The organism is Streptomyces sp. NPDC058985 (assembly GCF_042740985.1).
Lineage (GTDB): Bacteria > Actinomycetota > Actinomycetes > Streptomycetales > Streptomycetaceae > Streptomyces.
The window spans coordinates 25,752-51,927 of sequence record NZ_JBHYJX010000023.1; the positions used below are offsets into that span (position 1 = coordinate 25,752).

At 70.2% G+C, this 26,176-nt stretch carries 27 protein-coding genes; 13 read left to right on the top strand and 14 right to left on the bottom strand.

The features are described from left to right. Nucleotides 1–18: 18 nt before the first annotated feature. The 5 genes from ACFW01_RS20945 to ACFW01_RS20965 all read right to left on the bottom strand — a co-directional run bounded on the left by ACFW01_RS20945 (nt 19) and on the right by ACFW01_RS20965 (nt 6,674). The gene (locus ACFW01_RS20945) at nt 19–1,389 is read right to left on the bottom strand and encodes an alpha-amylase family protein (protein ID WP_234953934.1); all 1,371 of its coding nucleotides are present in this window, start codon (nt 1,387–1,389) and stop codon (nt 19–21) included. A 146-nt stretch (nt 1,390–1,535) separates the two neighbouring features. Then, entirely contained in the window at nt 1,536–3,242 is a 1,707-nt protein-coding gene (locus tag ACFW01_RS20950; RefSeq protein ID WP_234953936.1) for a glycoside hydrolase family 13 protein, read from the bottom strand. Nucleotides 3,243–3,363: 121 nt separating this feature from the next. Beyond that, nucleotides 3,364–4,275 carry an ABC transporter permease subunit gene (locus ACFW01_RS20955; protein ID WP_234953938.1) on the bottom strand — a complete coding sequence of 304 codons (912 nt, stop codon included), beginning with the start codon at nt 4,273–4,275 and terminating at the stop codon, nt 3,364–3,366. A gap of 13 nt (nt 4,276–4,288) precedes the next feature. Next, entirely contained in the window at nt 4,289–5,293 is a 1,005-nt protein-coding gene (locus tag ACFW01_RS20960) for a carbohydrate ABC transporter permease (RefSeq protein ID WP_384505437.1), read from the bottom strand. Nucleotides 5,294–5,402: 109 nt separating this feature from the next. Next, the gene (locus ACFW01_RS20965; protein WP_234953942.1) at nt 5,403–6,674 is read right to left on the bottom strand and encodes an extracellular solute-binding protein; all 1,272 of its coding nucleotides are present in this window, start codon (nt 6,672–6,674) and stop codon (nt 5,403–5,405) included. A 378-nt stretch (nt 6,675–7,052) separates the two neighbouring features. Here ACFW01_RS20965 and ACFW01_RS20970 point away from each other — a divergent pair, with 378 nt between their 5' ends. Beyond that, entirely contained in the window at nt 7,053–8,087 is a 1,035-nt protein-coding gene (locus ACFW01_RS20970) for a LacI family DNA-binding transcriptional regulator (RefSeq protein WP_234953944.1), read from the top strand. Between the two features lie 86 nt (nt 8,088–8,173). After that, nucleotides 8,174–9,028, top strand: coding sequence for a phosphatase PAP2 family protein (locus tag ACFW01_RS20975; RefSeq protein ID WP_234953945.1), 855 nt, complete (start codon nt 8,174–8,176; stop codon nt 9,026–9,028). A gap of 24 nt (nt 9,029–9,052) precedes the next feature. On the opposite strand, the gene ACFW01_RS20980 is transcribed toward ACFW01_RS20975, so the two are convergent. After that, nucleotides 9,053–12,046, bottom strand: coding sequence for a bifunctional [glutamine synthetase] adenylyltransferase/[glutamine synthetase]-adenylyl-L-tyrosine phosphorylase (locus tag ACFW01_RS20980; RefSeq protein WP_234953947.1), 2,994 nt, complete (start codon nt 12,044–12,046; stop codon nt 9,053–9,055). Between the two features lie 165 nt (nt 12,047–12,211). On the opposite strand from ACFW01_RS20980, the gene ACFW01_RS20985 reads away from it, so the two are divergent. After that, nucleotides 12,212–12,658, top strand: coding sequence for a VOC family protein (locus tag ACFW01_RS20985; protein WP_234953949.1), 447 nt, complete (start codon nt 12,212–12,214; stop codon nt 12,656–12,658). Nucleotides 12,659–12,677: 19 nt separating this feature from the next. Here the strand turns inward: ACFW01_RS20985 and ACFW01_RS20990 are convergent, their stop codons facing one another. The 3 genes from ACFW01_RS20990 to ACFW01_RS21000 form a co-directional block, all read right to left on the bottom strand. After that, nucleotides 12,678–14,432, bottom strand: coding sequence for an NAD+ synthase (locus ACFW01_RS20990; RefSeq protein WP_384505443.1), 1,755 nt, complete (start codon nt 14,430–14,432; stop codon nt 12,678–12,680). A 112-nt stretch (nt 14,433–14,544) separates the two neighbouring features. Then, nucleotides 14,545–15,171, bottom strand: coding sequence for a DUF305 domain-containing protein (locus tag ACFW01_RS20995; RefSeq protein WP_384505446.1), 627 nt, complete (start codon nt 15,169–15,171; stop codon nt 14,545–14,547). Continuing rightward, entirely contained in the window at nt 15,168–15,836 is a 669-nt protein-coding gene (locus tag ACFW01_RS21000) for a DUF3105 domain-containing protein (RefSeq protein WP_234953956.1), read from the bottom strand. The genes ACFW01_RS20995 and ACFW01_RS21000 overlap by 4 nt, the downstream gene beginning before the upstream one ends. Nucleotides 15,837–16,128: 292 nt before the next feature. On the opposite strand from ACFW01_RS21000, the gene glnA reads away from it, so the two are divergent. Continuing rightward, complete coding sequence (gene glnA, locus ACFW01_RS21005; protein WP_365642950.1) at nt 16,129–17,490, top strand: type I glutamate--ammonia ligase; 1,362 nt, start codon at nt 16,129–16,131, stop codon at nt 17,488–17,490. A 55-nt stretch (nt 17,491–17,545) separates the two neighbouring features. Here the strand turns inward: glnA and ACFW01_RS21010 are convergent, their stop codons facing one another. Next, a complete protein-coding gene (locus ACFW01_RS21010; RefSeq protein ID WP_384505451.1) occupies nt 17,546–17,983 on the bottom strand; it encodes an RNHCP domain-containing protein in 438 nt (145 codons plus the stop codon). A 28-nt stretch (nt 17,984–18,011) separates the two neighbouring features. After that, the gene (locus ACFW01_RS21015; RefSeq protein ID WP_384505454.1) at nt 18,012–18,383 is read right to left on the bottom strand and encodes an RNHCP domain-containing protein; all 372 of its coding nucleotides are present in this window, start codon (nt 18,381–18,383) and stop codon (nt 18,012–18,014) included. 593 nt (nt 18,384–18,976) lie between these two features. On the opposite strand from ACFW01_RS21015, the gene ACFW01_RS21020 reads away from it, so the two are divergent. Then, entirely contained in the window at nt 18,977–19,186 is a 210-nt protein-coding gene (locus tag ACFW01_RS21020) for a hypothetical protein (RefSeq protein ID WP_283015061.1), read from the top strand. A gap of 234 nt (nt 19,187–19,420) precedes the next feature. Here ACFW01_RS21020 and ACFW01_RS21025 read toward each other — a convergent pair whose 3' ends face one another. Both ACFW01_RS21025 and ACFW01_RS21030 read right to left on the bottom strand, forming a co-directional pair. Further along, nucleotides 19,421–19,645 (bottom strand): hypothetical protein, encoded by a 225-nt coding sequence (locus ACFW01_RS21025; protein WP_234953964.1) that lies wholly within the window; start codon nt 19,643–19,645, stop codon nt 19,421–19,423. A gap of 99 nt (nt 19,646–19,744) precedes the next feature. Beyond that, nucleotides 19,745–20,287 carry a flavoprotein gene (locus tag ACFW01_RS21030; RefSeq protein WP_234953965.1) on the bottom strand — a complete coding sequence of 181 codons (543 nt, stop codon included), beginning with the start codon at nt 20,285–20,287 and terminating at the stop codon, nt 19,745–19,747. Between the two features lie 116 nt (nt 20,288–20,403). Between ACFW01_RS21030 and ACFW01_RS21035 the strand changes: the two genes are divergently transcribed. The 8 genes from ACFW01_RS21035 (at nt 20,404) to ACFW01_RS21070 (ending at nt 25,543) form a co-directional block, all read left to right on the top strand. Next, entirely contained in the window at nt 20,404–21,588 is a 1,185-nt protein-coding gene (locus ACFW01_RS21035; RefSeq protein ID WP_384505457.1) for a helix-turn-helix domain-containing protein, read from the top strand. 224 nt (nt 21,589–21,812) lie between these two features. Further along, nucleotides 21,813–22,010, top strand: a complete 198-nt coding sequence (locus ACFW01_RS21040) for a hypothetical protein (protein ID WP_234953969.1) — start codon at nt 21,813–21,815, stop codon at nt 22,008–22,010. Continuing rightward, nucleotides 22,007–22,375 carry a DUF6415 family natural product biosynthesis protein gene (locus ACFW01_RS21045; RefSeq protein ID WP_234953971.1) on the top strand — a complete coding sequence of 123 codons (369 nt, stop codon included), beginning with the start codon at nt 22,007–22,009 and terminating at the stop codon, nt 22,373–22,375. The genes ACFW01_RS21040 and ACFW01_RS21045 overlap by 4 nt, the downstream gene beginning before the upstream one ends. Then, nucleotides 22,372–22,584, top strand: coding sequence for a hypothetical protein (locus ACFW01_RS21050; protein WP_384505461.1), 213 nt, complete (start codon nt 22,372–22,374; stop codon nt 22,582–22,584). The genes ACFW01_RS21045 and ACFW01_RS21050 overlap by 4 nt, the downstream gene beginning before the upstream one ends. 221 nt (nt 22,585–22,805) lie before the next feature. Beyond that, nucleotides 22,806–23,042 carry a DUF397 domain-containing protein gene (locus ACFW01_RS21055; RefSeq protein ID WP_114533869.1) on the top strand — a complete coding sequence of 79 codons (237 nt, stop codon included), beginning with the start codon at nt 22,806–22,808 and terminating at the stop codon, nt 23,040–23,042. 73 nt (nt 23,043–23,115) lie between these two features. Further along, on the top strand, nt 23,116–23,643 hold the full coding sequence (locus ACFW01_RS21060; RefSeq protein WP_384505464.1) for a hypothetical protein: 528 nt from the start codon (nt 23,116–23,118) through the stop codon (nt 23,641–23,643). Between the two features lie 117 nt (nt 23,644–23,760). Beyond that, nucleotides 23,761–24,549: a JmjC domain-containing protein gene (locus ACFW01_RS21065; protein WP_384505466.1), complete on the top strand. Its 789-nt coding sequence runs from the start codon at nt 23,761–23,763 to the stop codon at nt 24,547–24,549. Nucleotides 24,550–25,207: 658 nt separating this feature from the next. Beyond that, a complete protein-coding gene (locus tag ACFW01_RS21070) occupies nt 25,208–25,543 on the top strand; it encodes a hypothetical protein (protein WP_384505469.1) in 336 nt (111 codons plus the stop codon). Nucleotides 25,544–25,594: 51 nt separating this feature from the next. Here ACFW01_RS21070 and ACFW01_RS21075 read toward each other — a convergent pair whose 3' ends face one another. Beyond that, nucleotides 25,595–26,158, bottom strand: coding sequence for a Uma2 family endonuclease (locus ACFW01_RS21075; RefSeq protein WP_384505472.1), 564 nt, complete (start codon nt 26,156–26,158; stop codon nt 25,595–25,597). Nucleotides 26,159–26,176: the final 18 nt, after the last annotated feature.

The following is a 26,176-nucleotide window of genomic DNA, read 5'->3' on the forward strand; positions in this document are numbered from 1 at the left end:
CCTGCCCTCGGGGCCCGTTCAGCAGGCGGACCTGCCCGCGTGCAGCGCGAGCGCGGTGTGGGCGCCGAGCGTCGCCGTGAACTGCCCGGAGCCGTTGACGCTCACCGTGTTGCCGCTCTGGACGTCGCAGTACGTCCCGGCGGGCAGCGAGGTCTGGTAGGTGCGGTTCAGCGCGCCCGACTCGTGGTTGACGGCGACGAAGCCCTTGTTGCCGCGCCCGAAGGCGATGGCGTCGTTGCCGTTGTCCCACCAGTTCGTGACCGCCTGCCCCCGGGTGGCGTTGCGGAAGGCGACCATCGACTTGATCTCGGGCCAGGCGTGCTGGCACTTCCAGCCGTCCTGCCAGCAGGCGTCCACCCGTCCGCCGTTGGGCGGTCCGGCGTCGGCGTTCGACCACTCGTAGCCGGAGTTGACGTCGGGGGCGCCGTAGGGCCAGGCGAGCATGAAGACGTTGGCCAGGGTGTAGGTGGCGTTGTCCTTGTAGCTGAGCGTGGAGCCGTTGCGCTCGGTGTCGTGGTTGTCGACGAAGACGCCGGAGACACCGCTGCCCATGTACCCCCAGCCCTCGCCGTAGTTCTTCAGGTAGGCGAGGTTCTCGTTGTTGAAGACGCGCTTGAGGTCGTAGGCGTACCGGAACTCCTGGACGTCCCCGGTGCCGGTGTACTCGCTCGGCTGGACGGCCTCGCCGGCGCCGAAGATGGCCTCCTGCTTCCAGTACACGCCCGGGTTGCTCAGCCGCGACTTGATGTTGGCGAGGTCGGCGGCCGGGATGTGCTTGGCCGCGTCGATCCGGAAGCCGTCGACGCCGAGCGAGAGCAGGTCGTTCAGGTACCCGGCGACGGTCTTGCGGACGTACTCCTCGCCGGTGTCGAGGTCGGCGAGGCCCACCAGTTCGCAGTGCTGGACGTTGTAGCGGTCCTGGTAGTTGGAGATCTGCGAGCGGCAGTCGTCGAAGTCGGGCGACGAGTAGAGCCCCGGGTAGTCGTACTTCGCGTACGTGGAGCCGCCGGTGCCGGTGCCGCCGCCCGCCGACATGTGGTTGACCACGGCGTCGGCGACGACCTTCACACCGGCCGCGTGGCAGGTGTCGACCATGTTCTTGAAGGCGGCGCGGTCCCCGAGCCGCCCGGCGATCTTGTAGCTGACGGGCTGGTACGAGGTCCACCACTGCCCGCCCTGTATGTGCTCGGCGGGCGGCGAGACCTGCACGTAGCCGTAGCCGGCGGGGCCGAGGGTGCTGGTGCACTCCTTGGCGACGGAGGCGAAGTTCCACTCGAAGAGGACGGCGGTGACGTCCTTGGCGCCGGGCGGGGAGGCCTGCGCTCCAGTCGGGGTCATGACAAGGGCAGCCGTGAGAGCGACGGCCGCCGTGAGGAATCTGCGTGCCATGTGGGGGTTCCTTCTTCTTTGAAGGCTCTTGCTGAAAGCTTCAGCAAGAGTTGCGGGTGACGCAGATGGTAGAGGCCCGCCGCCCGAAAGGGCAGCGGGCCGTACCAACTTCAAAGAAAAAAGGCCGTTCGGCGAGCGGCGGCCCGTCAGGCCGTCGTCCACCACACCGTCGTGTCCCCCGGCACCTTCGCCTCGCCGTCCGCCTCCGTGATCTCGCCACTGGACAGCAGCAGACGGCCGTAGGCGGGGGTCGTCACCGACTCGCCGGTGGTGTTGGCGACGCACACGAAGTCGCCGCGGCGGAAGGCGAGGACGCCCTCGGGGGCGCGGAGCCATTCCACCGCGTCGCCCGCGCCCAGGTCGGGCTGGTCGCGGCGGGTCGCCAGTGCGGCGCGGTACAGCTCCAGGGTCGAGCCGGGCTCGCCGGTCTGGGCCTCGACGCTCAGCTCGGCCCAGCCCGCCGGCTGCGGGAGCCAGCTGCCGCCCGCGCCGAAGCCGTACGACGAACCCGTGCGCGTCCAGGGGATCGGCACCCGGCAGCCGTCGCGGAAGCCGTCCTGGCCGGCGCCCCGGAAGTAGGCCGGGTCCTGGCGTACCTCGTCGGGGAGGTCGACGACGTCCGGCAGGCCCAGCTCCTCGCCCTGGTAGACGTAGGCCGAGCCGGGCAGGGCCAGCATGAGGAGGGTGGCGGCGCGGGCGCGGCGCAGGCCGAGCGCGCGGTCGCCGGCCAGGCGGATCTGGGTGCCGAGGCCCGCCGGGTTGGCGAAGCGGGTGGCGTGGCGGGTGACGTCGTGGTTGGAGAGGACCCAGGTGGCGGGGGCGCCGACGGGGCGCATCGCGTCCAGGGTGCGGTCGATGACCGTGCGCAGCTCCTCGGCGTCCCAGTGGGTGCCCAGGTACTGGAAGTTGAAGGCCTGGTGCAGCTCGTCGGGGCGGACGTAGTTCGCGGTGCGCTCGACGGTCGGGGTCCACGCCTCGGCGACGAAGATGCGCTCTCCGCTGTATTCGTCGAGGATCAGCCGCCACTGGCGGTAGATGTCGTGGACGCCGTCCTGGTCGAAGAACGGCATGACATCGTTGCCCAGCAGCTTCAACTGCTCATGAGATCCAAGGTCCGGCAGGCCCTGCGCCTTCACCATGCCGTGCGCCACGTCGATGCGGAAGCCGTCCACGCCCATGTCCAGCCAGAAGCGCAGGATGGAGCGGAACTCGTCGCCGACCGCCGGGTGCTCCCAGTTGAAGTCGGGCTGCTCGGGCGCGAAGAGGTGCAGGTACCACTCCCCCGGTGTGCCGTCGGGCTCGGTGACCCGGGTCCAGGCCGGCCCGCCGAAGATGGACTCCCAGTCGTTGGGCGGAAGTTCGCCGTTCTTCCCCTTGCCGGGGCGGAAGTGGTACCGGTCCCGGGAGGGGGAGCCGGGGCCCTCGGCGAGGGCGCGCCTGAACCACTCGTACTGGTCCGAGGAGTGGTTGGGGACCAGGTCCACGATGACGCGCAGGCCGAGACCGTGGGCGTCGCGGATCAGCGCGTCGGCGTCCAGGAGGGAGCCGAACATGGGGTCGACGGCCCGGTAGTCGGCGACGTCGTACCCGGCGTCGGCCTGCGGCGAGGCGTAGAAGGGGCTGAGCCACACGGCGTCCACGCCCAGGTCGCGCAGGTACGGCAGACGGGTGCGGACACCCTCCAGGTCGCCCATGCCGTCACCGTTGCTGTCGGCGAAGCTGCGCGGATACACCTGGTAGATGACCGCGTCCCGCCACCAGTCGCGGCGCCCCGCGACGGTGGCCGTGGCGGAGGACGTGGCGGAGGAGGTGACGGAGGTGGGGGCCGGTGCGGCGGAGTGCTGCTGGCTCATGGCGTCCTTGGTGTGTCACAGGGTTCTGGTCATGGAGGCATGGGTGGGGGGGGAAGAGGCGGCCGGCCGCGGTGCTGCGGGGTCGGATGGGCACCGCGGCCGGACGTTTCCCGGTCGGGCCTCAGCCCTTGGTGCCGCCCGCGGTGAGGCCGGTCACCAGGTTCTTCTGCACGAGGTAGAAGAACGCGGAGACGGGTATCGCGACGAGCACGGCGGTGGCGGCCATCAGGTGGCGCTGCGCGTCGTGTTCGCTGACGAAGCTCTGCAGGCCGACCGCGAAGGTGTACTTCGTGTCGCTGAGCATGAACGTCGAGGCGAAGGCGACCTCACCGAAGGCGGTGATGAAGCTGTAGAAGCCGGCGACGGCCAGGCCCGGCCGGGCGAGCGGCAGGATCAGCCGGAAGAAGGTGCCGAACGGGGTCAGCCCGTCCACGCGCCCGGCCTCGTCGATCTCGAACGGGATGGTGTCGAAGTAGCCCTTGAGCAGCCACGCGCAGTACGGCACCGCGGTGGAGCAGTACACGAGGACCAGGCCGAGGTAGCTGTCGACGAGCTGAAGGTCGGACAGGATCTGGTACATCGGCACGATCAGGACGGCGATGGGGAACATCTGGGTGACCAGCAGCACCCACATCAGCTTGCGGTAGCCGGGGAAGCGCATCCGCGAGACGGCGTAGCCGGTGGTGGCGGCGACCAGTACGCCGATGACGGTGGTGCCCAGCGAGACGATCAGCGAGCTCTTCAGCCACTCGAAGAAGTTCGTGTGCTGGAGCACGAAGGCGTAGTTGTCGAAGGTCATCTTCGACCAGATGCGCCCGGGGTGCAGGTAGTCGTCCTTGTCCGGGCCGAGGGACAGGTAGACCAGCCAGGCGACCGGGAAGAGCGCGACGAGGCTCGCGACGGTCAGGATGCCGTGGGAGGCGGCGCTCGCGGCACGGCTTCGTTCGCCGCGCCGCCGGGTTCGGGGCGGCTTCGCGGCGGACCCGGTGACCTGCTCGGCGGGCGCGGTGGTCGGCACTGCGGTCGTGCTCATGGTGGCTCCTGCCTCAGATCGCGAGCTGCTGCTCATTGCGGTTCAGCCAGCGGCGGTAGAAGGAGGTGAAGACGATCAGGATGGCCAGCAGCAGGATCCCGTACGCCGCGGACTGCGCGAAGTCGCGCGGCTGCTGCCCGAAGCCGAGGTGGTAGGCCCAGGTGACCAGGATCTGCGCGTCCGGGGCGGTGTTGCCGAAGAGCAGGAAGATCACGGCGAACTGGTTGAAGGTCCAGATGATGCCCAGCAGGACGACGGTGGAGCTGACCGACCTGAGCCCCGGCAGGGTGACGTACCGGAAGCGCTGCCAGGCGCTCGCGCCGTCCATCTCGGCCGCCTCGTAGAGGCTGTTGTCGATGGACTGGAGGCCGCCGAGGAGGGAGACCATCATGAACGGCACCCCGCACCAGGTGTTCACCATGATCGCGGAGAACCGCTGCCAGAAGGTGTCCTCCAGCCACGCGGGCGTCGGCAGGTGCAGCCAGTCGAGGGCCGAGTTGATGATGCCGGCGTCGGCGAGCATGAAGCGCCAGCCGAACACGGTGACGAAGGTGGGCACGGCCCAGGGCAGGACCAGGAGCAGCCGGTAGAAGGTGCGGCCGCGCAGGTTCTGGTTGAGCAGCAGCGCGAGACCGAGCCCGATGAAGAAGTGCAGGCCGACGCAGACCGCCGTCCAGACGATGGTCCAGATGAAGTGCGACCAGAAGCGGTCGTACGCCGTCGGGCCCCACAGGATGTCGGCGTAGTTGTCCAGGCCGATGAACTTGTAGGTGGCCTCGATCTCGTTGACGCCGATGGTGCGCCCGGTGTTGAGGCTGTTGGCGTCGGTGAGGGTGAGGTAGAGGCCGTACCCGAGGGGGTACAGCACGAGGACGCCGATCACGACGGCCACCGGGGCGATCATGGCGTAGGCGTACCAGTACTTCTGGTAACCGTCTCTCAGACGGCGGCCGAGGCCGGGCCGCGGCGTGCGGTCACCGCGGCGCTTGCCGGTCGCACTGTCGATGGTGACTGTCATGGTTCGGCACCTTCGGGAGCATCGGGCTGGGCGGGTCGATCGAGGGCTGCGGCGCGGCGGCCGCCGGGTCCCTCCCCCCCTCAAGCGGGGACCCGGCGGCCGCGCGGACTCACTTGGAGAAGTCCGGCACCAGCTTGGCGATCGCGGCCTCGGCGTCGCCCAGACCCTCGTCCAGGGACTTCTTGCCGCCGGCGATCTGCGGAAGCTGCTCGTCGAGCGGGGTCCACAGGGAGCCGTACTCCGGCAGCGCCGGGCGCGGCTGGGCGGCGGGCAGGACCGTCTGGTAGCCGGCGATGCCCGGGTCGGCCTTGACCTTGTCGGTGTAGGCGTCGTCGCGGGTCGGCAGCGTGGAGTTCTTCAGGGCGATGGTCTCCTGGGACTTCGCCGAGGTCATGAACTTCACGAGCTTCAGCGACGCCTCCTGGTGCGCCTTGTCCGAACCGGCGTAGACCGACAGGTTGTGGCCGCCGGTCGGGGCGCCCGCCTTGCCGGTGGAGCCGGCCGGGACGGTGGCGATGCCGAGGTTGTTCTTGTCCTTGAAGGCGGTGCCCTTGTAGAAGTTGGTGATCTCCCACGGGCCCTGGACGATCGAGGCGACCTTGCCGCTGACGAACGCCTCCTGGATGTGGGCGTAGGCGTCGGCGGTGGTGTCGGCCTTGTGCAGGCCCTTGCCGTCGAAGAGGCTCAGCCAGGTGGCGTACGCCTTCTTCGCCTCGGGCGAGTTGACGGTGATCTTCTTGCCCTCGGCGTCGACCGTGTCGGTGCCCTCGCCGAAGAGGAACGGCTGGCCGTAGTAGCCGGCCGTGGAACCCCAGTAGCCGTCGGCGCCGGTCTTGTCCTTGATGGTGGCGGCGGCCTTCTTCAGGTCGTCCCAGGTCTTGGGGGCCTCGACGCCGGCCTTCTCGAACAGTTCCTTGTTGTAGACGAAGGCGAGGGTGTCGGTGACCAGCGGGACGCCGTAGGTCTTGCCCTCGTACTTGGCCTGCTCGATCAGGTTGGGCTGGAACTTGTCCTGCTCGGCGAGGGCCTCGGTGCCGTCCAGCGGCAGGAAGAAGCCCTTCTTGGCGAAGGCGGGGGTCCAGCCGACCTCGGAGCGCAGCACGTCGGGGGCACCCTTGGAACCGGCGGCCGTGTCGAACTTGTTCTGCGCCTGGTCGAAGGGGACGTTGACGAAGTTGACCTTGATGTCCTTGTTGGCGGCCTCGAACTCCTTGACCAGGGCCTTGTAGGTCGGCGCCTCGTTGGTCGCGTTCGAGGTGTCCCAGTAGGTGATGGTCACCGGTCCGCCGGACTCGCTGTCGCTGTCGCCGTCCCCGCCGCACGCCGTCGCCGCCAGGGCGAGGGACGCCACCAGCGCGGTGGCCGCTATGCCACGCCGCATGAGTTCTCCTTGAGGGTGAAAGCCCGTGTGGTGCAGGGTGCGGGCCCGTCCGCCGCTCCTGCCGCTGCCGACCGCGTCGTTGCTGCCGTCGGGCGACGTGAACGTAACAGCGTTGTAAGCGCGGCGAAAGGTCTTGCAGCAAAAAAGTGCAAGACATCTCCGAAGTTATCCGGGCGTGACCTCCTGGCGACCACCGTGAGACGCTTGTTTACAGGGGTCGAGCGGTATCCGGCCGGTTGTGCAAGACTCTGCAAGCTCTTGCCGCCACTTTCTCGAGGGAGCGCGATGACGCAGCAGCCCGCGCCGGGCCGTCCAACAGGCCGTCCACGGCGCCCGATCGGTGTGCAAGGCGGCGGCCGACAGGTACAGTCCACCCCTGTGACCACACGGCTTGCCGACATCGCCGCCCAGGCGGGGGTGAGCGAAGCGACGGTCAGCCGGGTCCTCAACGGGAAGCCGGGCGTCGCCGCCACCACCCGCCAGTCCGTACTCGCCGCCCTGGACGTGCTGGGCTACGAACGCCCCGTGCGGCTGCGCCAGCGCAGCGAGGGCCTGGTGGGCCTGATCACCCCGGAGCTGGAGAACCCGATATTCCCGGCGCTGGCCCAGGTCATCGGCCAGGCGCTGACCCGCCAGGGGTACACGCCGGTCCTCGCCACCCAGACCCCGGGCGGCTCCACGGAGGACGAGCTGACGGAGATGCTGGTCGACCGCGGGGTGGCCGGCATCATCTACGTCTCCGGACTGCACGCCGACACCACCGCCGACATGCAGCGCTACGAACGGCTGCGCGCCCAGGGCGTGCCCTTCGTCCTCGTCGACGGCTTCTCGTCGAAGGTGCAGGCGCCGTTCATCTCCCCGGACGACCGGGCCGCGATGAGCCTCGCGGTCACGCACCTCGTCTCGCTCGGCCACACCCGGATCGGGCTGGCCCTGGGGCCGAAGCGGTTCGTGCCCGTGCAGCGCAAGATCGAGGGCTTCGTCCGCACCGTCCAGGACCAGCTGGACCTCAGCGCGGAGACCGTGGAGAAGGAGCTCGTCCAGCACTCGCTGTACACCCTGGAGGGCGGCCAGGCGGCGGCCACCGCGCTCATCGCCCGCGACTGCACGGCGGTGGTCTGCGCGAGCGACATGATGGCGCTCGGTGCGATACGGGCGGCCCGGCAGCAGGGGCTCGACGTGCCCAAGGACGTCTCGGTCGTCGGCTTCGACGACTCGCCGCTGATCGCCTTCACCGACCCGCCGCTGACGACCGTCCGCAAGCCGGTCCCCGCGATGGGGCAGGCGGCCGTGCGCACGCTGCTGGAGGAGATCGCCGGGACCCCCGCGCCGCACAGCGAGTTCGTCTTCATGCCGGAGCTGGTGGTCCGCGGCTCGACGGCCTCCGCGCCGGGCGAGCGCAACCGCTCCTGACGTCCGCCTTCCGCGCGGCGGATGCGGGCCACAGCGGACGGGGGGATGATCGGTGGGAGAAGGCTTTTCTGGCAGACTCCATGCCTATGGGTGACGCGACTGTGAGGACTCCGGAGCGCCGTGCAGAGGCCGTTCCGCACCCCGTCACAGAGGAGACGGGGCAGGGGCTCCTGCGCCGCCTCCGTGCGCCGCGCCGCCCCCGGCTGTGGTTCGAGATCCTGCTGATCGCGGTGAGTTACTGGACGTACTCGCTGATCCGCAACGCGGTGCCGGAACAGCGGTCGCAGGCGTTGCGCAACGCCGACTGGATCTGGCGGGTCGAGCAGCAACTGGGCGTCGCCGTCGAGGAGTCGGTGAACCACGCCGTGAACTCGGTGACTTGGCTCATCATCGGCATGAACTACTACTACGCCACGTTGCACTTCGTGGTCACCCTCGGTGTGCTGGTGTGGCTCTACCGCAGCCATCCCGGCCGCTACGCCGCGACCCGTCTCGTCCTCTTCGCGACCACGGGCGTCGCGCTGGTCGGTTACTACCTGTATCCCCTCGCCCCGCCCCGTCTGATGAACGGCGAGCGCTTCATCGACACCGTCATGGTCCACCAGACGTGGGGGTCGATGGCGTCCGGCGACCTGAAGAACATGTCCAACCAGTACGCGGCGATGCCCTCGATGCACATCGGGTGGTCCGTCTGGTGCGGGCTGACGATCTTCGCGCTGGCGTCCGTGCCGTGGGTGAAGGTGCTGGGGCTGCTGTACCCGGCGCTGACGCTGGTGGTGATCGTGGCGACCGCCAACCACTTCTGGCTGGACGCGGTGGGGGGCGTGCTGTGCCTGGCCTTCGGCTACCTGGTGGCGGCGGCCTGGTACGGCAGCCTGCCCTACGCGCTGCCGCGGGTGGCGGCGGCGCGGAGGGGGGCGTGGCTGCCCACGCGGGCGTAGCCGCCGGGCATCACGCGCCCGGCATCACGCGTAGAACAGCTCCTCCACCACCGCGCGTGCCCTGCGCGCCGTGCGGCGGTACTCGTCCAGCATGTCGCCCGCGTGGCCCGGGCCGTGGCCCAGGTAGCGGCCGACCGCGGCCAGCTCGCGCGGGTCGGTGGGGAACGTGTCACCGGCCCGGCCGCGGACCAGCATCACGGCGTTGCGCACCCGCGTCGCCAGCACCCACGCCTCGTCCAGGATCCCGGCGTGCTCCGCGGAGATCAGCCCGGCGCCGGACGCCGCGGCCAGCGCGGCGCGCGTCCGGGTGGTGCGCAGCCCGGCCTCGGTGTGGCCGTGCCGCAACTGGACCAGCTGCACGGTCCACTCCACGTCGGTCAGCCCGCCAGGACCCAGTTTGGCGTGCAGCTTGGGGTCCGCGCCGCGCGGCAGCCGCTCGGATTCCATCCGGGCCTTGAGCCGCCGGATCTCCCGTACGTCGTCCTCGCCGAGTCCGTCGGCCGGGTACCGCAGCGGGTCGACCAGCTCGGTGAACCGCCGCCCCAGGTCGGCGTCGCCGGCCACGAACTCGGCCCGCAGCAGCGCGTGCCGCTCCCAGGCCAGCGACCAGCGCCGGTAGTACGCCTCGTACGACTTCAGCGTCCGCACCAGCGGCCCGGACTTGCCCTCGGGCCGCAGGTCGGCGTCGATCAGCAGCGGCGGGTCGGCGCTCGGCACCTGGAGCAGGCGGCGCAGCTCGGCGACGACCTTGTTGGCCGCCTCCCCGGCCTCCCGCTCGTCGACGCCCTCGCGGGGCTCGTGCACGAACAGCACGTCCGCGTCCGAGCCGTAGCCCAGCTCGTGGCCGCCGAAGCGGCCCATGCCGATGATCGCGAACCGGGTCGGCAGCGTGTCGCCCCAGCCTTCCCGCACGACCGCCCGCAGCGTCCCCGCCAGCGTCGCCGCCGTCAGGTCGGAGACCGCGTCGCCCACCAGGTCCACCAGGGCGCCCTGGTCGGCCTCGACGGGCTGCGCCTCGGTGCCGTAGGAGCCGACGATGTCCGCGGCGGCCGTACGGAACAGCTCCCTGCGCCGCACCCCGCGGGCCGCGGTGACCGCCTGTTCGCCGCCGTCGGCGCGCCGGACCGCGGCCAGTATCTCCTGCTCCAGCTGGGGGCGCCCGCGCGGCGCCAGGCCGCCGGTGGCGCCGTCGCCGAGCAGCGCGACCGCCTCGGGGGCCCGCATCAGCAGGTCGGGGGCGAGCCGGCCGGCGGAGAGCACGCGGGCGAGGTTCTCGGCGGCCGCGCCCTCGTCCCGCAGCAGTCTGAGGTACCAGGGGGTCTTGCCGAGGGCGTCGGAGACCTTGCGGAAGTTGAGCAGGCCCGCGTCCGGGTCGGCGGAGTCCGCGAACCAGCCGAGGAGCACGGGCAGCAGCGTGCGCTGGATGGCCGCCTTGCGGGTGACGCCGGAGGCCAGCGCCTCCAGGTGCCGCAGCGCGGCGGCCGGGTCGGCGTACCCGAGGGCGACCATCCGTTCCCGGGCCGCCTCGGGGCTGAGCCGGGCCTCGCCGGGGGCGAGCTGGGCGACGGCGTCGAGCAGCGGCCGGTAGAACAGCTTCTCGTGCAGCCGCCGCACCACGGAGGCGTGCCGCTTCCAGGCGCGCTGCAACCCGGCCACCGGGTCGGTGCGCAGACCCAGGGAGCGGCCGAGGCGGCGCAGGTCGGCCGGGTCCTCGGGCACCAGGTGGGTGCGGCGCAGGCGGTGCAGCTGGATGCGGTGCTCCATGGAGCGCAGGAAGCGGTACGCCTCGTCGAGCTGGGCGGCGTCCGCGCGGCCCACGTACCCGCCCGCGGCGAGCGCCTCCAGGGCGTCCAGCGTCGTACCGCTGTGCAGGGAGGTGTCGGACCGCCCGTGCACCAGCTGGAGCAGCTGCACGGCGAACTCGACGTCCCGCAGGCCGCCGGGGCCGAGCTTGAGCTGGCGGTCGACCTCCGCGGCGGGGATGTTCTCCACCACCCGGCGGCGCATCTTCTGCACGTCGGGGACGAAGTTCTCGCGGTCGGCGGCCTGCCACACCAGGGGCTGGAGGGCGGCCACGTACTCGGCGCCCAGGCCGGGGTCGCCGGCCACCGGGCGGGCCTTGAGCAGCGCCTGGAACTCCCAGGTCTTGGCCCACCGCTGGTAGTAGGCGACGTGGCTGCTGAGGGTCCGCACCAGCGGGCCGTTGCGGCCCTCGGGGCGCAGGTTGGCGTCGACGGGCCAGATGGAGCCCTCGACGGTCGTCTCGGAGCAGATCCGCATCATGTGCGAGGCCAGCGAGGTCGCGGCCCGCAGCGCCTTGGTCTCGTCGGCGTCGCCGGCCGCCTCGCCCACGAAGATGACGTCCACGTCGGAGACGTAGTTCAGCTCGTGGCCGCCGCACTTGCCCATCGCGACCACGGCCAGCCGGCACAGCGCGGCGTCCCCGGGCGCAGCCTCCTCGGCGATGGCCAGGGCGGCGCGCAGGGTGGCGGTGGCGAGGTCGGCCAGCTCGGCGGCGGTCTCGGCGAGGTCGATGGTGCCGCACACGTCGCGGGCGGCGATGGAGAGCAGGCAGCGCCGGTAGGCGACGCGCAGCGCGACGGGGTCGGTGGCCTCGGCCAGGCCGCGCTCGAACTCCTCGACGCCGGGGTGCAGGTCGCGGGGCTCGTAGGTGACCAGGGCCTGCCAGTCGCCGGCGTGCCGGGCCAGGTGGTCGGCGAGGGCCTCGGAGGCGCCGAGCACGCCGAGGAGCCGGTCGCGCAGCGGCTTGGCCGCCACCAGGGTGTCCAGCAGCTCCCGGCGGGCGGTGGGGTCGGGCTGTGCCTCCAGGAGCCGGACCAGGCCGTGCAGGGCGAGGTCGGGGTCGGCGGTGGCGCCCAGCGCCTCCAGGAGCACGGGGTCGGAGCGGACCTCGGTCAGCTCCGCGCCGTCCAGCAGCTCCTCGGCGGCCGAGGGGTCGGTGAAGCCGTGCCGGAGCAGCCGTGTGAAGGTACTGCTCCTGCGCCCCGGCGCCGTCATCTCGGCCTCCTGTCGGACCTGCTGGGATCAAGGTCGTACGGCCCGAGCGTAACCGGACTGCGACGGCACGGCACCGAACGGACCGCGTCCCCGCCGGGAAGCCGTTAGCTTGAGAGGCACCGCGGTCGGCGCCCGAGCCGGCACGGAAGCCGAAGGAGTCATGCCATGGACTTCACCCTCGAGGTCGTTCCGCTGCCCGTGAGTGACATCGACCGGGCCCGGGACTTCTACCGGGACAAGGTCGGCTTCCACGTCGACATCGACCAGGAGGTCATGCCGGGGATGCGCATCGTCCAGCTGACGCCCCCGGGCTCGGGCTGCTCGATCGCCCTCGGTGACGCCATCTGGGACATGGCGCAGGGGCAGACCCGGCCGGAGCCCGGTTCGTACCAGGGCCTCCAGCTGTGCGTCGCCGACATCAAGGCGGCCCACGCGGAGCTGTCCGGGCGGGGCCTGGACGTCTCCGAGCCGGTGCAGTACGCCCCGGACGACGGCGCGACCTTCATGTACTTCAAGGACCCGGACGGAAACGGCTGGGCGGTCCAGGAGTACCGGCGCCGGGTGGCGGAGCCGCTGCACAAGGTGCTGTCGGACCAGCAGCGCCAGGGCTGACGGGTGCCGTACCGCCGTCTCAGCCGGTCTCCCGCCAGCGGTTGGTGACCGGCAGGCGGCGGTCCTTGCCGAAGCCCTTGGCCGAGATCTTGGTCCCCGGCGGGTACTGCCGCCGCTTGTACTCCGCGGTGTCCACCATGCGCAGCGTCCGTGTCACCAGGTCGCGGTCGTACCCGGCGGCGACGATCTCGTCCGCGCCCCGGTCCCGGTCGACGTACAGGTCGAGGATGGCGTCCAGCACGGCGTAGTCCGGCAGCGAGTCCGTGTCGACCTGGCCGGGGCGCAGCTCCGCGCTGGGCGGCTTGGTGATCGAGTTCTCCGGGATCGGCGGGGTCTGCCCGCGGGCCTCGGCCGCGCGGTTGCGCCATTCGGCGAGGCGGAAGACCGACGTCTTGTACACGTCCTTGATGGGCCCGTACGCGCCCACCGAGTCGCCGTACAGCGTCGAGTAGCCCACCGCCAGCTCCGACTTGTTGCCGGGCGCCAGCACCAGGTGGCCCTCCTGGTTGGAGAGCGCCATGAGCAGCGTGCCGCGCAGCCGGGACTGGAGGTTCTCCTCGGCCAGGCCGGTCAGTCCCAGCGCGCCCATGTAGGCGTCGAACATGGGTGCGATGGCGACGGTCCGGTAGTGCAGGCCGGTGCGCCGGGCCAGTTCGGCCGCGTCGTCCTTGGAGTGCTCGGAGGAGTACCTGGACGGCATCGACACGCCGTACACGTGCTCGGCGCCCAGCGCGTCGCAGGCGATCGCCGCGACCAGCGCGGAGTCGATGCCGCCGGAGAGGCCGATCAGCACGGAGCGGAAGCCGTTCTTGGTGATGTACGCGCGCAGCCCGGCGACCAGCGCCGAGTAGACCTCCTCGTCGTCGTCCAGCGGCTCGGCGCGGCCGCCGGACAGCGCGGCCCCGTCGGCCGGTACCGGTTCCCCGGACAGCACGACCCGCTGGATGCGCAGACCGTCGTCCACCACGCCGGTGGGCGCCTCCGGTTCGGCGGCCGGCAGGTCGAGGTCCAGGACCACGCACTCCTCGGTGAACTGCGGGGCGCGGGCCACGACCGCCCCGTCCCGGTCGACGACGATCGAGTCGCCGTCGAAGACCAGCTCGTCCTGCCCGCCGGTCATGGCCAGGTAGGCGGTGGTGCACCCGGCCTCCTGGGCACGCTTGCGCACCAGCTCCAGCCGGGTGTCGTCCTTGTCGCGCTCGTACGGGGAGGCGTTGACGGAGAGCAGCAGGCCGGCCCGTGCCGAACGGGCGGCGGGCACCCGGCCGCCGTCCTGCCACAGGTCCTCGCAGATGGCCAGCGCCACATCGACGCCGCGCACCCGGACCACGGGCATGGTGTCGCCGGGGACGAAGTAGCGGAACTCGTCGAAGACGCCGTAGTTCGGCAGGTGGTGCTTGGCGAAGGTGAGCGCCACCTCGCCGCCGTACAGCACCGCCGCCGCGTTCTGCGGGGCGCCGGCCGGCTGGCCGTACTTCGGCTGGGCGGTCGCCGAGCGGTCCAGGTAGCCGACGACCACCGGAAGGCCGCCGAGGCCCTCCTCGGCGAGGCGCGCCGCGAGGGCGCGCAGGGCGGTGCGGGACGCCTCCACGAACGACGACCTGAGGGCCAGGTCCTCGACGGGATACCCGGTCAGCACCATCTCGGGGAACGCCACCAGGTGGGCTCCCCGGTCGGCGGAGTGCCGGGTCCAGCGCAGGACCGCCGCCGCGTTCGCGTCGAGGTCGCCGACGGTGGAGTCGATCTGGTTCAGGCCGAGTCGTAGTCGAGGCACCCGCCCAGTGTAATCGTCAGAACGACACAATGGGGTGACGTACCGGTGTCGGCCTCATGTCGGGGGCTGCCTCATGTCCGGGGTTTCGCGCTCACGCCCCGGGACTTCGCGCTCACATCCGGGGTTTCCCGCCCCGCTCCGCCAGCAGGTCCGCCATCAGCCGGATCTCCGACTCCTGCGATGCCACCATCCCGTCGGCCAGGCGCTTCTCCACGCCGACGGTGCACTTCTCGACGCACCCCTGGGCCATGTGGACGCCGCCCTTGTGGTGCTCGGTCATCAGCTGGAGGTAGAAGACCTCGGCCCGTTTGCCGTTCAGCGTGCCGAGCTTCTCCATCTCGGCGTCGGTGGCCATCCCCGGCATCAGGGAGCCCTCACCGGCCGACGGCGCCCCGCCCATCCCCATCCAGCTCATCGGCGGGTCGGACGACACCTTCGGCAGCCCCCACAGGTCGAGCCAGCCGATCATCATGCCCCGCTGGTTGGCCTGGGTCTGCGCGATGTCGTACGCGAGCCGCCGCACCTCCTCGTCGTCGGTGCGGTCGCGCACGATGTACGACATCTCCACGGCCTGCTGGTGATGGACCGACATGTCCCGCGCGAACCCCGCGTCCGCGGAGTCGGCGGACGGCACCCGGCTCGCCCCGTCGTCGCCCGCGACGGCGTAGGTGATCCCGCCGGCCGCGACGAGGACCGCGGCGGCGGCCCCCGCGGTCCAGCCGGCCCGTTTCGGCGTCACTGGGAGAGTCCGCCGGTGCACGCGGCCCCCGGCTCGGGGGTCTGCTCGCCCTGGACGAACTTCTCGAGGAACTTGTCCACGTTCGGGTCGTCGGCGCCGGTCACCGTGCGCTGGTGGCCCCAGGCGGTGAGCATGATCGGGTCCTGCTGCTTCTCGTCCGGGCTCATCAGCGAGTACGGCGTCTTCTTGACCTTGGCGGCCAGCTTCTCCACGTCGGCCTTCGGGGCCGCGTCGGTGTACGTCACCCACACCGCTCCGTGCTCCAGCGAGTGCACGGCGTTCTCGTTGTTCAGCGGCTTGGTGTAGACGTCGCCGTTGCAGTTCATCCAGACCTGGTTGTGGTCGCCGCCGACCGGGGGGTCCACGGGGTAGGTGACCTTCTTGGTGACGTGGTTGCGGGCGAGGTCGCCCTTCCAGGTCTTCACGCCGTCCTCGCCGGTGACGAACTTGCCGGAGGTCTTGCCGTCGGACGCGGTGTCGTCGGAGGAGTCGTCGGACTGTCCCCGGACGAGGAAGACGCCGCCGACGACGAGACCGGCGACCACCACGGTGCTGACCGCGATCGTCAGGATCCGCCTCCGGCGCTCACGCGCCTCCTCGGCACGCCGCATCTCGGCTATGCGGGCCTGTCGCGCCGTGTTGCTGTTCTTCTTCGCGGAACCCATGGGGTGCAGCCCTTCTGGGAAGTCTTCTGCCGTCGAGCGGGGTGGCCGGGTCCGCTGATCGTAAGGGTGGAAGGCCGCTCCTTCGTAGGGAGATCACAGGATCCGCCCCGGCCGGATCCCCGGAATGGCCCGATCGAACAGGTGGCCTCTACGCTGCGGTCATGGGGCGGGCCGGCCGGCCGGGGTCCGCAACGCGTTCGAAACGGCGCTGTGGTGTGATGCTCGGGTGCGGGGCCGCCTCCCGCCGTACCGGAGACAGGCGGCCTGACCAGCGAGGATGGGGATGCGGAAGATGGACAAGCAGCAGGAGTTCGTGATCCGGACGCTGGAGGAGCGCGACATCCGGTTCGTACGCCTTTGGTTCACGGACGTGCTGGGCTTCCTCAAGTCCGTCGCCGTGGCCCCCGCCGAGCTGGAGCAGGCCTTCGACGAGGGCATCGGCTTCGACGGCTCGGCCATCGAGGGCTTCGCCCGGGTGTACGAGTCCGACATGATCGCCAAGCCCGACCCGTCGACCTTCCAGGTCCTGCCCTGGCGCGCGGAGGCCCCCGGCACGGCCCGCATGTTCTGCGACATCCTCATGCCGGACGGTTCCCCGTCCTTCGCGGACCCGCGCTACGTCCTCAAGCGCGCCCTGGCCCGCACCTCCGACCTGGGCTTCACCTTCTACACCCACCCGGAGATCGAGTTCTTCCTGCTGAAGGACAAGCCGGTCGACGGCTCGATCCCCACCCCCGCCGACAACTCCGGCTACTTCGACCACACCCCGCAGAACATCGGCATGGACTTCCGCCGCCAGGCGATCACGATGCTGGAGTCGATGGGCATCTCGGTGGAGTTCTCCCACCACGAGGGCGCGCCGGGCCAGCAGGAGATCGACCTCCGCTACGCGGACGCGCTGTCGACGGCGGACAACATCATGACGTTCCGCCTGGTCATGAAGCAGGTCGCGCTGGAGCAGGGCCTCCAGGCCACCTTCATGCCGAAGCCGTTCTCCGAATACCCGGGCTCGGGCATGCACTCGCACCTTTCGCTGTTCGAGGGCGACCGCAACGCGTTCTACGAGTCCGGCGCGGAGTACCAGCTCTCCAAGGTCGGCCGCTCGTTCATCGCGGGCCTGCTGCGGCACGCGGCGGAGATCTCGGCGGTCACCAACCAGTGGGTGAACTCGTACAAGCGCATCTGGGGCGGCTCCGAGCGCACGGCCGGCGCGGGCGGCGAGGCCCCCTCCTACATCTGCTGGGGCCACAACAACCGCTCGGCCCTGGTCCGCGTCCCCATGTACAAGCCCGGCAAGACCGGCTCGGCCCGCGTCGAGGTCCGCTCCATCGACTCCGGCGCCAACCCGTACCTCACCTACGCCGTCCTGCTGGCCGCCGGCCTCAAGGGCATCGAGGAGGGCTACGAACTCCCGCCGGGCGCGGAGGACGACGTCTGGGCCCTCTCCGACGCGGAACGCCGCGCCCTGGGCATCGAGCCCCTCCCCCAGAACCTCGGCGAGGCCCTCGCCCTGATGGAACGCAGCGACCTGGTCGCCGAGACGCTCGGTGAACACGTCTTCGACTTCTTCCTGCGCAACAAGAAGTCGGAGTGGGAGGAGTACCGCTCGCAGGTGACGGCGTTCGAGCTGCGGAAGTCGCTGCCGGTGCTGTAGCGGCGACTCAGCCCCAGGTCGGGGACCTGGGGCTGAGCTGCTTCGGCTGTTCCGCTCACAGGGTGAGCAGGGCGCGGCCGGCGGCCCTGGGGTCGGCCAGGGGTCTGAGGGCGAGGCGGACCAGGGCGAGCGGGTTGTCGTCACCGGCTACGCGGTTGGCGCTCAGCTCGCCGCACGAGGCGCACTGGTGGATGATCACCCACTCGCCGTCGGCCCGGACCGACATGCCCAGCGCCTCCATCCGCCCACGGCAGTCCGCGGCGCGGTCGCCCGGGATCCTCCGGTCGACGTGCAGGCTGGCCAGGCAGTTCGGGCAGTGGTTGCGGTGCGCGGTGCCGGGTGCGGCCAGGGAGACGTCCAGCCGGCAGGACACACAGCGGAAGCCGCCGGCGCGATGGCCGCCCTGGCCGTGCAGGACGTCCTTGTGCCGCTGCGGGCGGCGCCGCCCACGACTGCTGTTGCTGTCGCGGTTCTTGCGGTTGTTGCGTGACACGGTGGTGTGCTCCCTTCCTGTCGGGCGGTCAGAGAGTTCCGAACGCTTCGAGCGGGAAAGGCGGTTGTGCCAGCGGGCGGACCGCCATGCGCATCAGGATGAGCTGGTTGTCGTCCACGCAGACCGGGGTGGAGGTCAGCTCGTCGCAGCGTACGCAGCGGTGGATCACCATCCAGTCACCGGTGCGGAGCACGGCGATGGCGATCGGGGACATCCGGCCCTCGCAGTCACTCGGACCGCCCTCGACATGGTCGACGACGTGCCGGGAGTGCAGGCAGGACGGGCAGTGGTTGCGCGGCACGCCGTCGGCGGCGTACGCGGACACGGTCAGCCCGCACCACGCGCAGGCGAAGGTGCTGAGGCCGAGAGTGTTGTTGTTGGTGGTGGTGTGGCTGGACACCCGGGTGCTCCTTGCTGGGAGATTGGCCAAGACAGCAAGAGCAGGCCGAGTGGCCTCGTCGGAAGGCAGCCCGATGAGCCGTCAGGACGGCGGAAGGGCAGGTCGGAACACCGGAGGAAACGTCCGGCAGCCACCCGGAGAAACGGATGACGGAAGGCAGCGGACGGTTACGCGGTGCGGCGAGGCGCACTCGGCGCGGGCCGGAACATAAAACACCCATTTCCAGGGCACACTGGCCCAGAACGAATCAGAACGACCTGCTGAGGCTAACAGGGCGCCTTCCAGAGGTGCCACACATTAATTCGACGTGGCGCGTTCATCAGTGTGCGAATGTGGTCAGGGAAAGAGCCCGTCCCTTCACGCTTCCCACCGGTCGTGCGACTCTCCGGGGCCGGGTATGCGCGCGGTCGGACCGGTGCGCCGCCGCCACGCCCCTCCCGTGCGACCTTGCTATGAACGGTGTGCAGGTACGACGGATTTTTGGGGCTCAGGGCCCCACGGCGGCAGACGGGTGGGGCGTTCACCCCGTGCTTTGATCGGTGCCGAGTTGTACCGCTCCCCCATTTTCGTCGGCACGAAAGGTAAGACCTGCCATGAACCTCGTCCCCCAGGTCGAAACGGCTGAGATCTCCGACGCGGCCCTTGACCAGGTGTCCGGCGGCAACATCGCCATCGGCGCGGCCCTTATAGCGGGCGACGGCCAGTTCGGCGCCGGCCTCCACGCGGAGTCCGGCTGCCTCGGCCTCACCACCGGCGTCGGCGCCTCCGCGATCCACGGCGACGCGCACACGACGGTGGCCTGAGCCCCCCGACCTACGCGCGCGGGCCCCGGATCATCGCGTCCGGGGCCGCCTCACGGCGGGGGCTTCTCTGCATTCCAAGAGGTTGTGATTTCCAGCCTGGCCCATCGTTGGCGCTCCACCGCCTCACTGGTGCTCCCGCAAGGGTCCGGCGCCTCCCGGGGGCGGTGGGCCTGCTCCCGACTGCTTCCCAGGCGTTGGTGGCCCCGCCCCCGCTGTGCACCCTTCGGCGGGGGCTCACTCGTGTTCAGTGTTCCCAGGTGTCCGGCCCCCGCCCCGCCACTCGATCAGCGCCGAGCCGGCCACGTCCAGACCGTCCCAGCCCTCCAGGCGGGCGCTCTGGATGAAGGCTGTCAGGTCGCGCAGCGAGTAGGCGGTGCCCAGGATCGTGCCGTCGATCCGGACGCAGCGGCCGCCGGTCTCAGTGGGCGGGTACACGACGACGGGTGGGTTGCTGGCCATGGTCCCAGCGTGCCCCCGTGATCGGGCATCGGGGGGATGCGCGGTGAGGGCTCCCTACGGGCGAGACGTGGCCGCTCTTCTGCTGGGCCGACCGTGTGGTCAGCCCTGGTGCATCTCCACGGCGGCTTCGAGGACCAGGTGCCACGGGTACTCGCTGGGGTGGCCCTGGCCCGGCTGGTTCGGCTGGAAGCCGTCCTCTCCATAGAGGACGCGTACGCCCATCGCGCGCAGCTCGCTGACGCTGCGCTCGAACTGGCGGTGCTGCACGTACGCGGCGTTGACGCACGGCATGGTCACGGTGGGGATGCGCTTGCCGATGCCTTCGGCGACTACGCCCACCACGAAGTCGTGGGTCATGCCGAGGGCCCACGAGTTCACCGTGTTGAAGGTGGCCGGGGCGAGAGCGATGACGTCGGCCTTCGGCCACACGTCCGGCGTCCCGGGCATCTTGTACTCGCTGCGGACCGGGTGGCCCGTGAGCCGCTCCAGCTCGGTCAGTTGCGGTGCGAGCCAGCGAGCGGCGGTCGGTGTGAGCCCGAGGCACACGTCGAAGCCGCGGTGCTGCGCGTCCGTGATGACGCCGGCGACGTCGGCGACGGGCGGGGCGGCCGAACCGAACAGGTACAGGACGGGTGTGGTCATGCAGTCCATCGGATCACACAACCGCTTCCGCTCACGGATGAGTCGGGAGCGGAAGCGGTGCCCCGCCCGAAGGGCGGGGGTACTGTTCCGAGTGGCTGCTTGGAACGGAGACCAGTATGCATTCACTGGACGACAACCACACGGGCGCCCGCATCAAGGAGCAGCGCAGACTCGCCAGGCTGACACAGCGCCAGCTCGCCGACCTGCTGCCGTACTCCTACAGTCTGCTCAACCAGGTGGAATGCGCGGCCCGACCTGCGACAGCCGACTTCGTCGCGGCTGTGGCGCAGGCCCTGAACATCGACGTCACGGTCCTGACCGGCCAGCCGTACGTGTCTGAATTGCAGCGTGACCGGCTCGCCGAACTGGTCCGGCCCATCCGAGAGGCGCTGGACCTCTACGACCTGGGCTCGAACCCGGACTTGACCGTACGACCGGCCGACGAGCTGATCGCCGGCGCAGAGCGCATGTGCGCGGACGTACGAGCAACGCACCTTCGGGCCGCCGCCCGGAAGCTGCCGGGCCTCATGGCGGAACTGACGCACGCCGCCTGGTCGTCGCCGTCCACCGAGTTGTGGCAGGCCCTCGCGTCGACCTACCGCACCGCCCACGACATCAGCATCAAGCTCGGGTACTACGACCTCTCCTCCGTGGCGTTGGACCGCATGGACTGGGCGGCCGAGCGCGCCTCCGATCCGTGTCTGGCCGCCGTCCGCCAGTACATGCGTGCCTTGGTCTACTTCCGCGAGGGCGAGTACCGGATCGGGAAGCGCCTGGTCGCCTCCGGGCACGGCATCGTCGGCCAGGCGGAGCAGACGCGGGAGGCTCTGGCGGTCACCGGGCAGCTGCACCTGGGGGCGTCGGTCCTCTCCGCGCGGGCGGCGGACCATGCGGCCGTGGACCTCCACATCGGGGAGGCCCGCCGGATCGCCAAGCGCATCGGTGACGCCGGCGATGTGCACTGGCTCAGCTTCGGGCCGGCCAACGTGGCGCTGCACAAGATGTCCGCCGCAGTCGAGATGCGCCGCTACGACGACGCGCTGAAGCAGGCGAGGAAGATCAAGCTTCCGGCGCAGCTGGCGACGTCCCGCCGCGCGCACTTCCTGGTAGACAAGGCCCGCACAGAGGTGGAGACCGGTCACACCGACGGGGCATTGAAGTCGCTGGTCGAAGCGCGGCGGCTGGCGCCCGAGCAGACCCGCTACCACCCGGCCGCCCGGGAGACGATCACGGGCTTGGTGCACCTGTCGCGCCGGACGCCCGACACGTTGTCGCACATGGCGGCCTGGGTCGGTCTGTAGACGCTCACACCGCGCTCACAGATCTGTGAGCGTTCCGCCCTTCCCGGAGGGTCACGCTGTACTCACACCAAGTTAACGACGGTGTGAGGACGGCGCGATGACTCACCGCTGGAAATCCGAACAGCAGGTCCTTCGCAGCCGCGCCCCAGCAGTCGTTACCTGGTGCGCCCCGGCAGCCGCGCGAACGACTCCGGGGCCGGCCAACGCTGCGAAGGAGCGTCGACATGAGGAACGCTACAGCCCCGCGAACGCCCGGCGTCAAGATGACCCTGCACGTGTACCGGGTCAACCAGGACGGCGCGGTCACCGAGGACTGCGGCACGGTGAACGTGAGGGGCGGCAAGATGCCGCCGCCCCTGCGGGACGTCTACCCGCCGTGCGGCTGCCACCGCCACCGCGCGGAGCGGGCGGCCACCCGGTGAGCGCCACAGAGCAGAGCAGCGCCCCCGTCGACCTGGAGGCCATGCGCAGGTCCGTGCGAGCGGTCCTCCTGCCCGACGGCGGAAGCCCCATAGAGGTGGAGGCGGAGGACGCTGCAATGGCGGTGATCGAAGAACTCCGCAGCCACCTGGAACGGCTGATCCCCGACGTGGAGTCCAGGGCCGACAAGGCGTCGGGCAGCATCGCCCGGTACTGCACCCTCGCCTGCGTCGGAGAGGCCCGCGGCAAGCTCCGCGCACAGCCGCTGCCGCGCCCCGGCGGGCCCCTCGGATACGCCAGACGCCTCGCCCGGGTCCTGACCGCCCTCTGCGACCACCACGAGCGGATGGACGGCGAGTCCAAGTGACGGCCGAGGTGCACGTCTGCCAGCACTGCGACGAACCGATCACCGATCCGGACGACGCGGTCCTCGTCGCTCAGGAGGCCGACAACTCCGGGCCCGGCTGGAACGTGTGGGCGCACAGTGCTCACGTCGGCCCGCTGGAGATGCGCCCGGTGGCCGTCCGCGTCATGGCCCGCATCCTGCTCGCGCGGGTCTTCCCCCGGGGCGGCTGACCGCGCCCCGCCAGCCTCGGCGTACGGGGCCCCACGGCGACCGTCGGGTCAGGGTCGCACCCATGAACGCCCGTCCCGTCGGAGGTCCGCAAGCCTCCGGAGGGGCGGATGCCGAGAACCCCCGCCCCAGATCCCCGAACCCTGGACAGGTCGAGCCCTGGGGCGGGGTGCACAACGGCCGGAGACCGCTTCTCCATCATCAGATCAGTGGAGGTCAGTGAATGAGGAATCTGTACGAGTTGCCGGTGGCCGACGCGCCCACCAGGAAGTGGTGCGGAGGCAACCTCGGAGGCGACAACGAGACCTGCATGACCACCGCGCCGCTGGCGGGCGTGGTGGATGCGTTCGCCGTCGGCGACTCCAAGTCCGAGGCGAAGGGCAGCGAGCTGCGCATGACCGGGGCGGAGCTCGACTCGTTCGCCATCGAGTGGATCCGGAACCGGGGCCTGGCGCTCTAGGCAGACCGCTCTCTCACCCTCCTCACCACGGGCCGCTCCAGCGCGCGGGGCGGCCCACTTCCGGAAGGTCCCCATGACCGCTACCGCACCCGAACGGTTGAGCCTGACCAGCCAGACGTGGACTGGCCACTGGCACGGCTTCGGCCCCTGGACCGGCTCACCCGAGACCTACTTCAAAGAGGGCAACCGGCGGCCCGCCCACGATGTCCTGCCCGACGCCGGTGCGTCCTGCGCTGACCGGTACCGGGAGGCCGCCGGCGAGTTCACCAACGGTGCCCTCCCCCCGCTGATGACCGGGCACTGGCTGCTGAAGCGCGGACAGGCCACGAAGGCCCGTACCTGGGCGGATGTCGGTGACGCGACAGCTTGGCTGAAGCAGCAGTACATCGGCAGTCCGCCCTTCGAGCGGGCTGATGGTCTGCGAGCGTACGCGGGCCTCGACGTCAAGCTCGCCTACGTCCGCAACGTCCTCCCCCGAGGTGTTGACGTCTCCTGGGTTCACTACACGCCGTCTCGCACCCTCTTCGCCGTCCAGGTCGTGTGCTGCCCGAACTTGCACCACCCAGACCTTGCCTGCCCGCTACCCCCTCATGATCTGTGAGGAGACACCATGTCGCTTCGCTTACTGCTTCCTCCCAACGGAGTAGCTGACCTCCTGGCCGCCTGGCCCGACCAGCCCCGTGTGTACGACCGGGGACGGACCGAGGTGGACGAGGCCATGAGCCTGGAATCCTTCAACGAACTGGTCGACACCGGCTGTGCGCCTCCTGGTGAGATCGCCGTGATCAAGGCCGGGCCCTCCAACCGGACCGCGTTCCTCACGGACGGCCGCACCGACCCTTCCAAGTTGAGCCGACTGCGCGTTCAGGGCTACACGATCCGGTTCGGGAACATGCAGCGCTGGTTGCCCGCCTTCCACCGCATCTCCCAGGGCATTCAGCGCGAGACGGGCTACTCGAACTACATGCACGCCTTCCTCACCCCGGGGCGGGAGCAAGGACTGCTCCACCACTGGGACCAACAGATGGCCGTCATCGTGCAGGTGGCCGGCACCAAGACCTGGCAGCTGTGGAAGCCGCCCATCGAGTCTCCGATGCGCGGGTACAACGAGTCGTTCCGCGTCTGGCGCGAGGAGTACATCGCCGCCTGGGAGGCCGCAGGGCCGGATCTGACTGTCGAGCTGACGGCTGGACAGACCCTGATCCTGCCACGTGGCTGGGTCCACAACCCGCACGCCCTGCATCACGACGAAGCCAGCCTTCACCTGACCTTCGCCATACGGGAGCGCACCCCGCTCTGGCTCGCTGAACAGCTCATCGCACGGGCGATCGAAGAGCCAGAATTCCGGCGTGTTCTCCTGCCCGCGGAACTGGAGCCCCCGGTTCTCGCTGAGCGGCTGGGGGAGACGACACGTGCTCTCATGTCGCTCCTTGGCGCACTGGACATGACCGAGATGGCGAACCGAGTACGTAAGGCGGCTGTGACCGAGCTGGAGTACACGACCTGACCGAACGCGGCGGGCACCCGTGCCGGCCCCGCTCGTCTGCTCCCTCCGTGGAAGATGAGCGGGGCCTTCCCGTGCCAGCCGTTGATGAGCACGGTCACCCGCGTTTCGAGGACGACAGCGATCCGCATCAGCTCGCTGTAGCGGGGGTTGACTTCTCCGCGTTCGATGCGCTGGAGATTACTCCGGCTGAGGCCGGTCGTCTCGCAGAACCTTGTCCGCCCTCTCCAGCTACTCCCGCTGGGGAATCCTTACCACCCCCGACCTTGTAGACGAGGTCCTCTCCGTACCCGACCGCCGCCCCGAATTCGGCCGCCCGCATGTCCGCCGCCTCGCGGCGCAGTTTCAGTTGGCGTCCCACCGCGGTGATGACGGCCCCACCCCATGCGTCGTCCGGGTCGACCTCCCAACCCGACTCGTCCGCCTTGCCGTCTGCCGACATCCGCACCCCACCGTCGTACGCGTCGTATCGCGACCGGCATCACGGTAGGGGCCGCAAACCATGCCGTGGCGCCGGAACGGATCTCCGCCCGCGCCAACGGGTGACACGACGGGCGACGACCCGACACAGTCAACTCGGTCCCCAACGGCCCTCACCAGCACGGAGCTGGTCGTTCCGGAGGAGTTCTTCTCCTACAGGGCGCTTGACGAGGTGGAGCCGGTGGATTCGCCCCTCGGCACGCGCCTGATACGGTTCGGTTCTTTCGGACTGGGAACCTCAATGTACTTCGATGAGGCTTCGCAAGAAGTGCTGCATGGGCTGACTCCTCAAGACGTCGCAATGGTGAACACGTCACCGTCTCACTTCACTCAAGGCATTGTCCGACTGAGTGAGATTTTCCCGTTCTACGGTGAAGAATCCGATGTAGACGAGTGGGAAGCCGCGGCCAAAGGTGTCGAGGACATCATTCGGGAGGTAGACACGCGCGCGTATTACGAGGGCGCCTACTGGTATGAATTTCGATGGGACGTCTCGATCGGGGATTTCCACGAGTAACACAGTGCCTGCCCAGCCCGGCCCTGTTTGGTCCTCGCCGAGCAGGCGCCCCTACTGCCGCGACAGTGCAGCCGGATCGATGGCGAGCGGGAACGGGGCGTCCAGGCGGGTGGTCGCTCCCGCCAGGGCCGTGGCCTGCTCTGCATAGCGGCCGCCCTGCAGTTCGTAGGTCACGAGCATGGGGGCGGGGTCGAACTCCAGTCGCCAGAAGTGCGGGATGGCGGCCTCCGCGTAGAGCATCGGCTTGACCTTGCGGTCCACGGTGCTGTTGCCGGGCGATACGAGTTCGATGACGAGCTGCACGGCCTCGACGTCGACGGTGACAGGGTCGTCAGCGGTCGCGCCCGCGTCGGCCACCACCAGGTCGGGCACGACCAGCCCGGACGGCAGGACCACGTTGACGCCTTCCAGGATCTCCACGGGCGCGCCCGCGGCCCGGGCAGCGGCGTCCAGGGCGAGATGAAGGCGGAACGAGGCGCGCTGGTGACGAACGCCCGGAGCGGGGGACATCAACAGGGACTCCCCGAGGAGCTCGTAGCGGGTCGTTCGGTCTTCGGGCAGGGCCAGGACATCGGCGACGGTCCACGGCCCGGTGTGATCGAGGGCAACACTCATTCCCTTTCACCTCCTCGT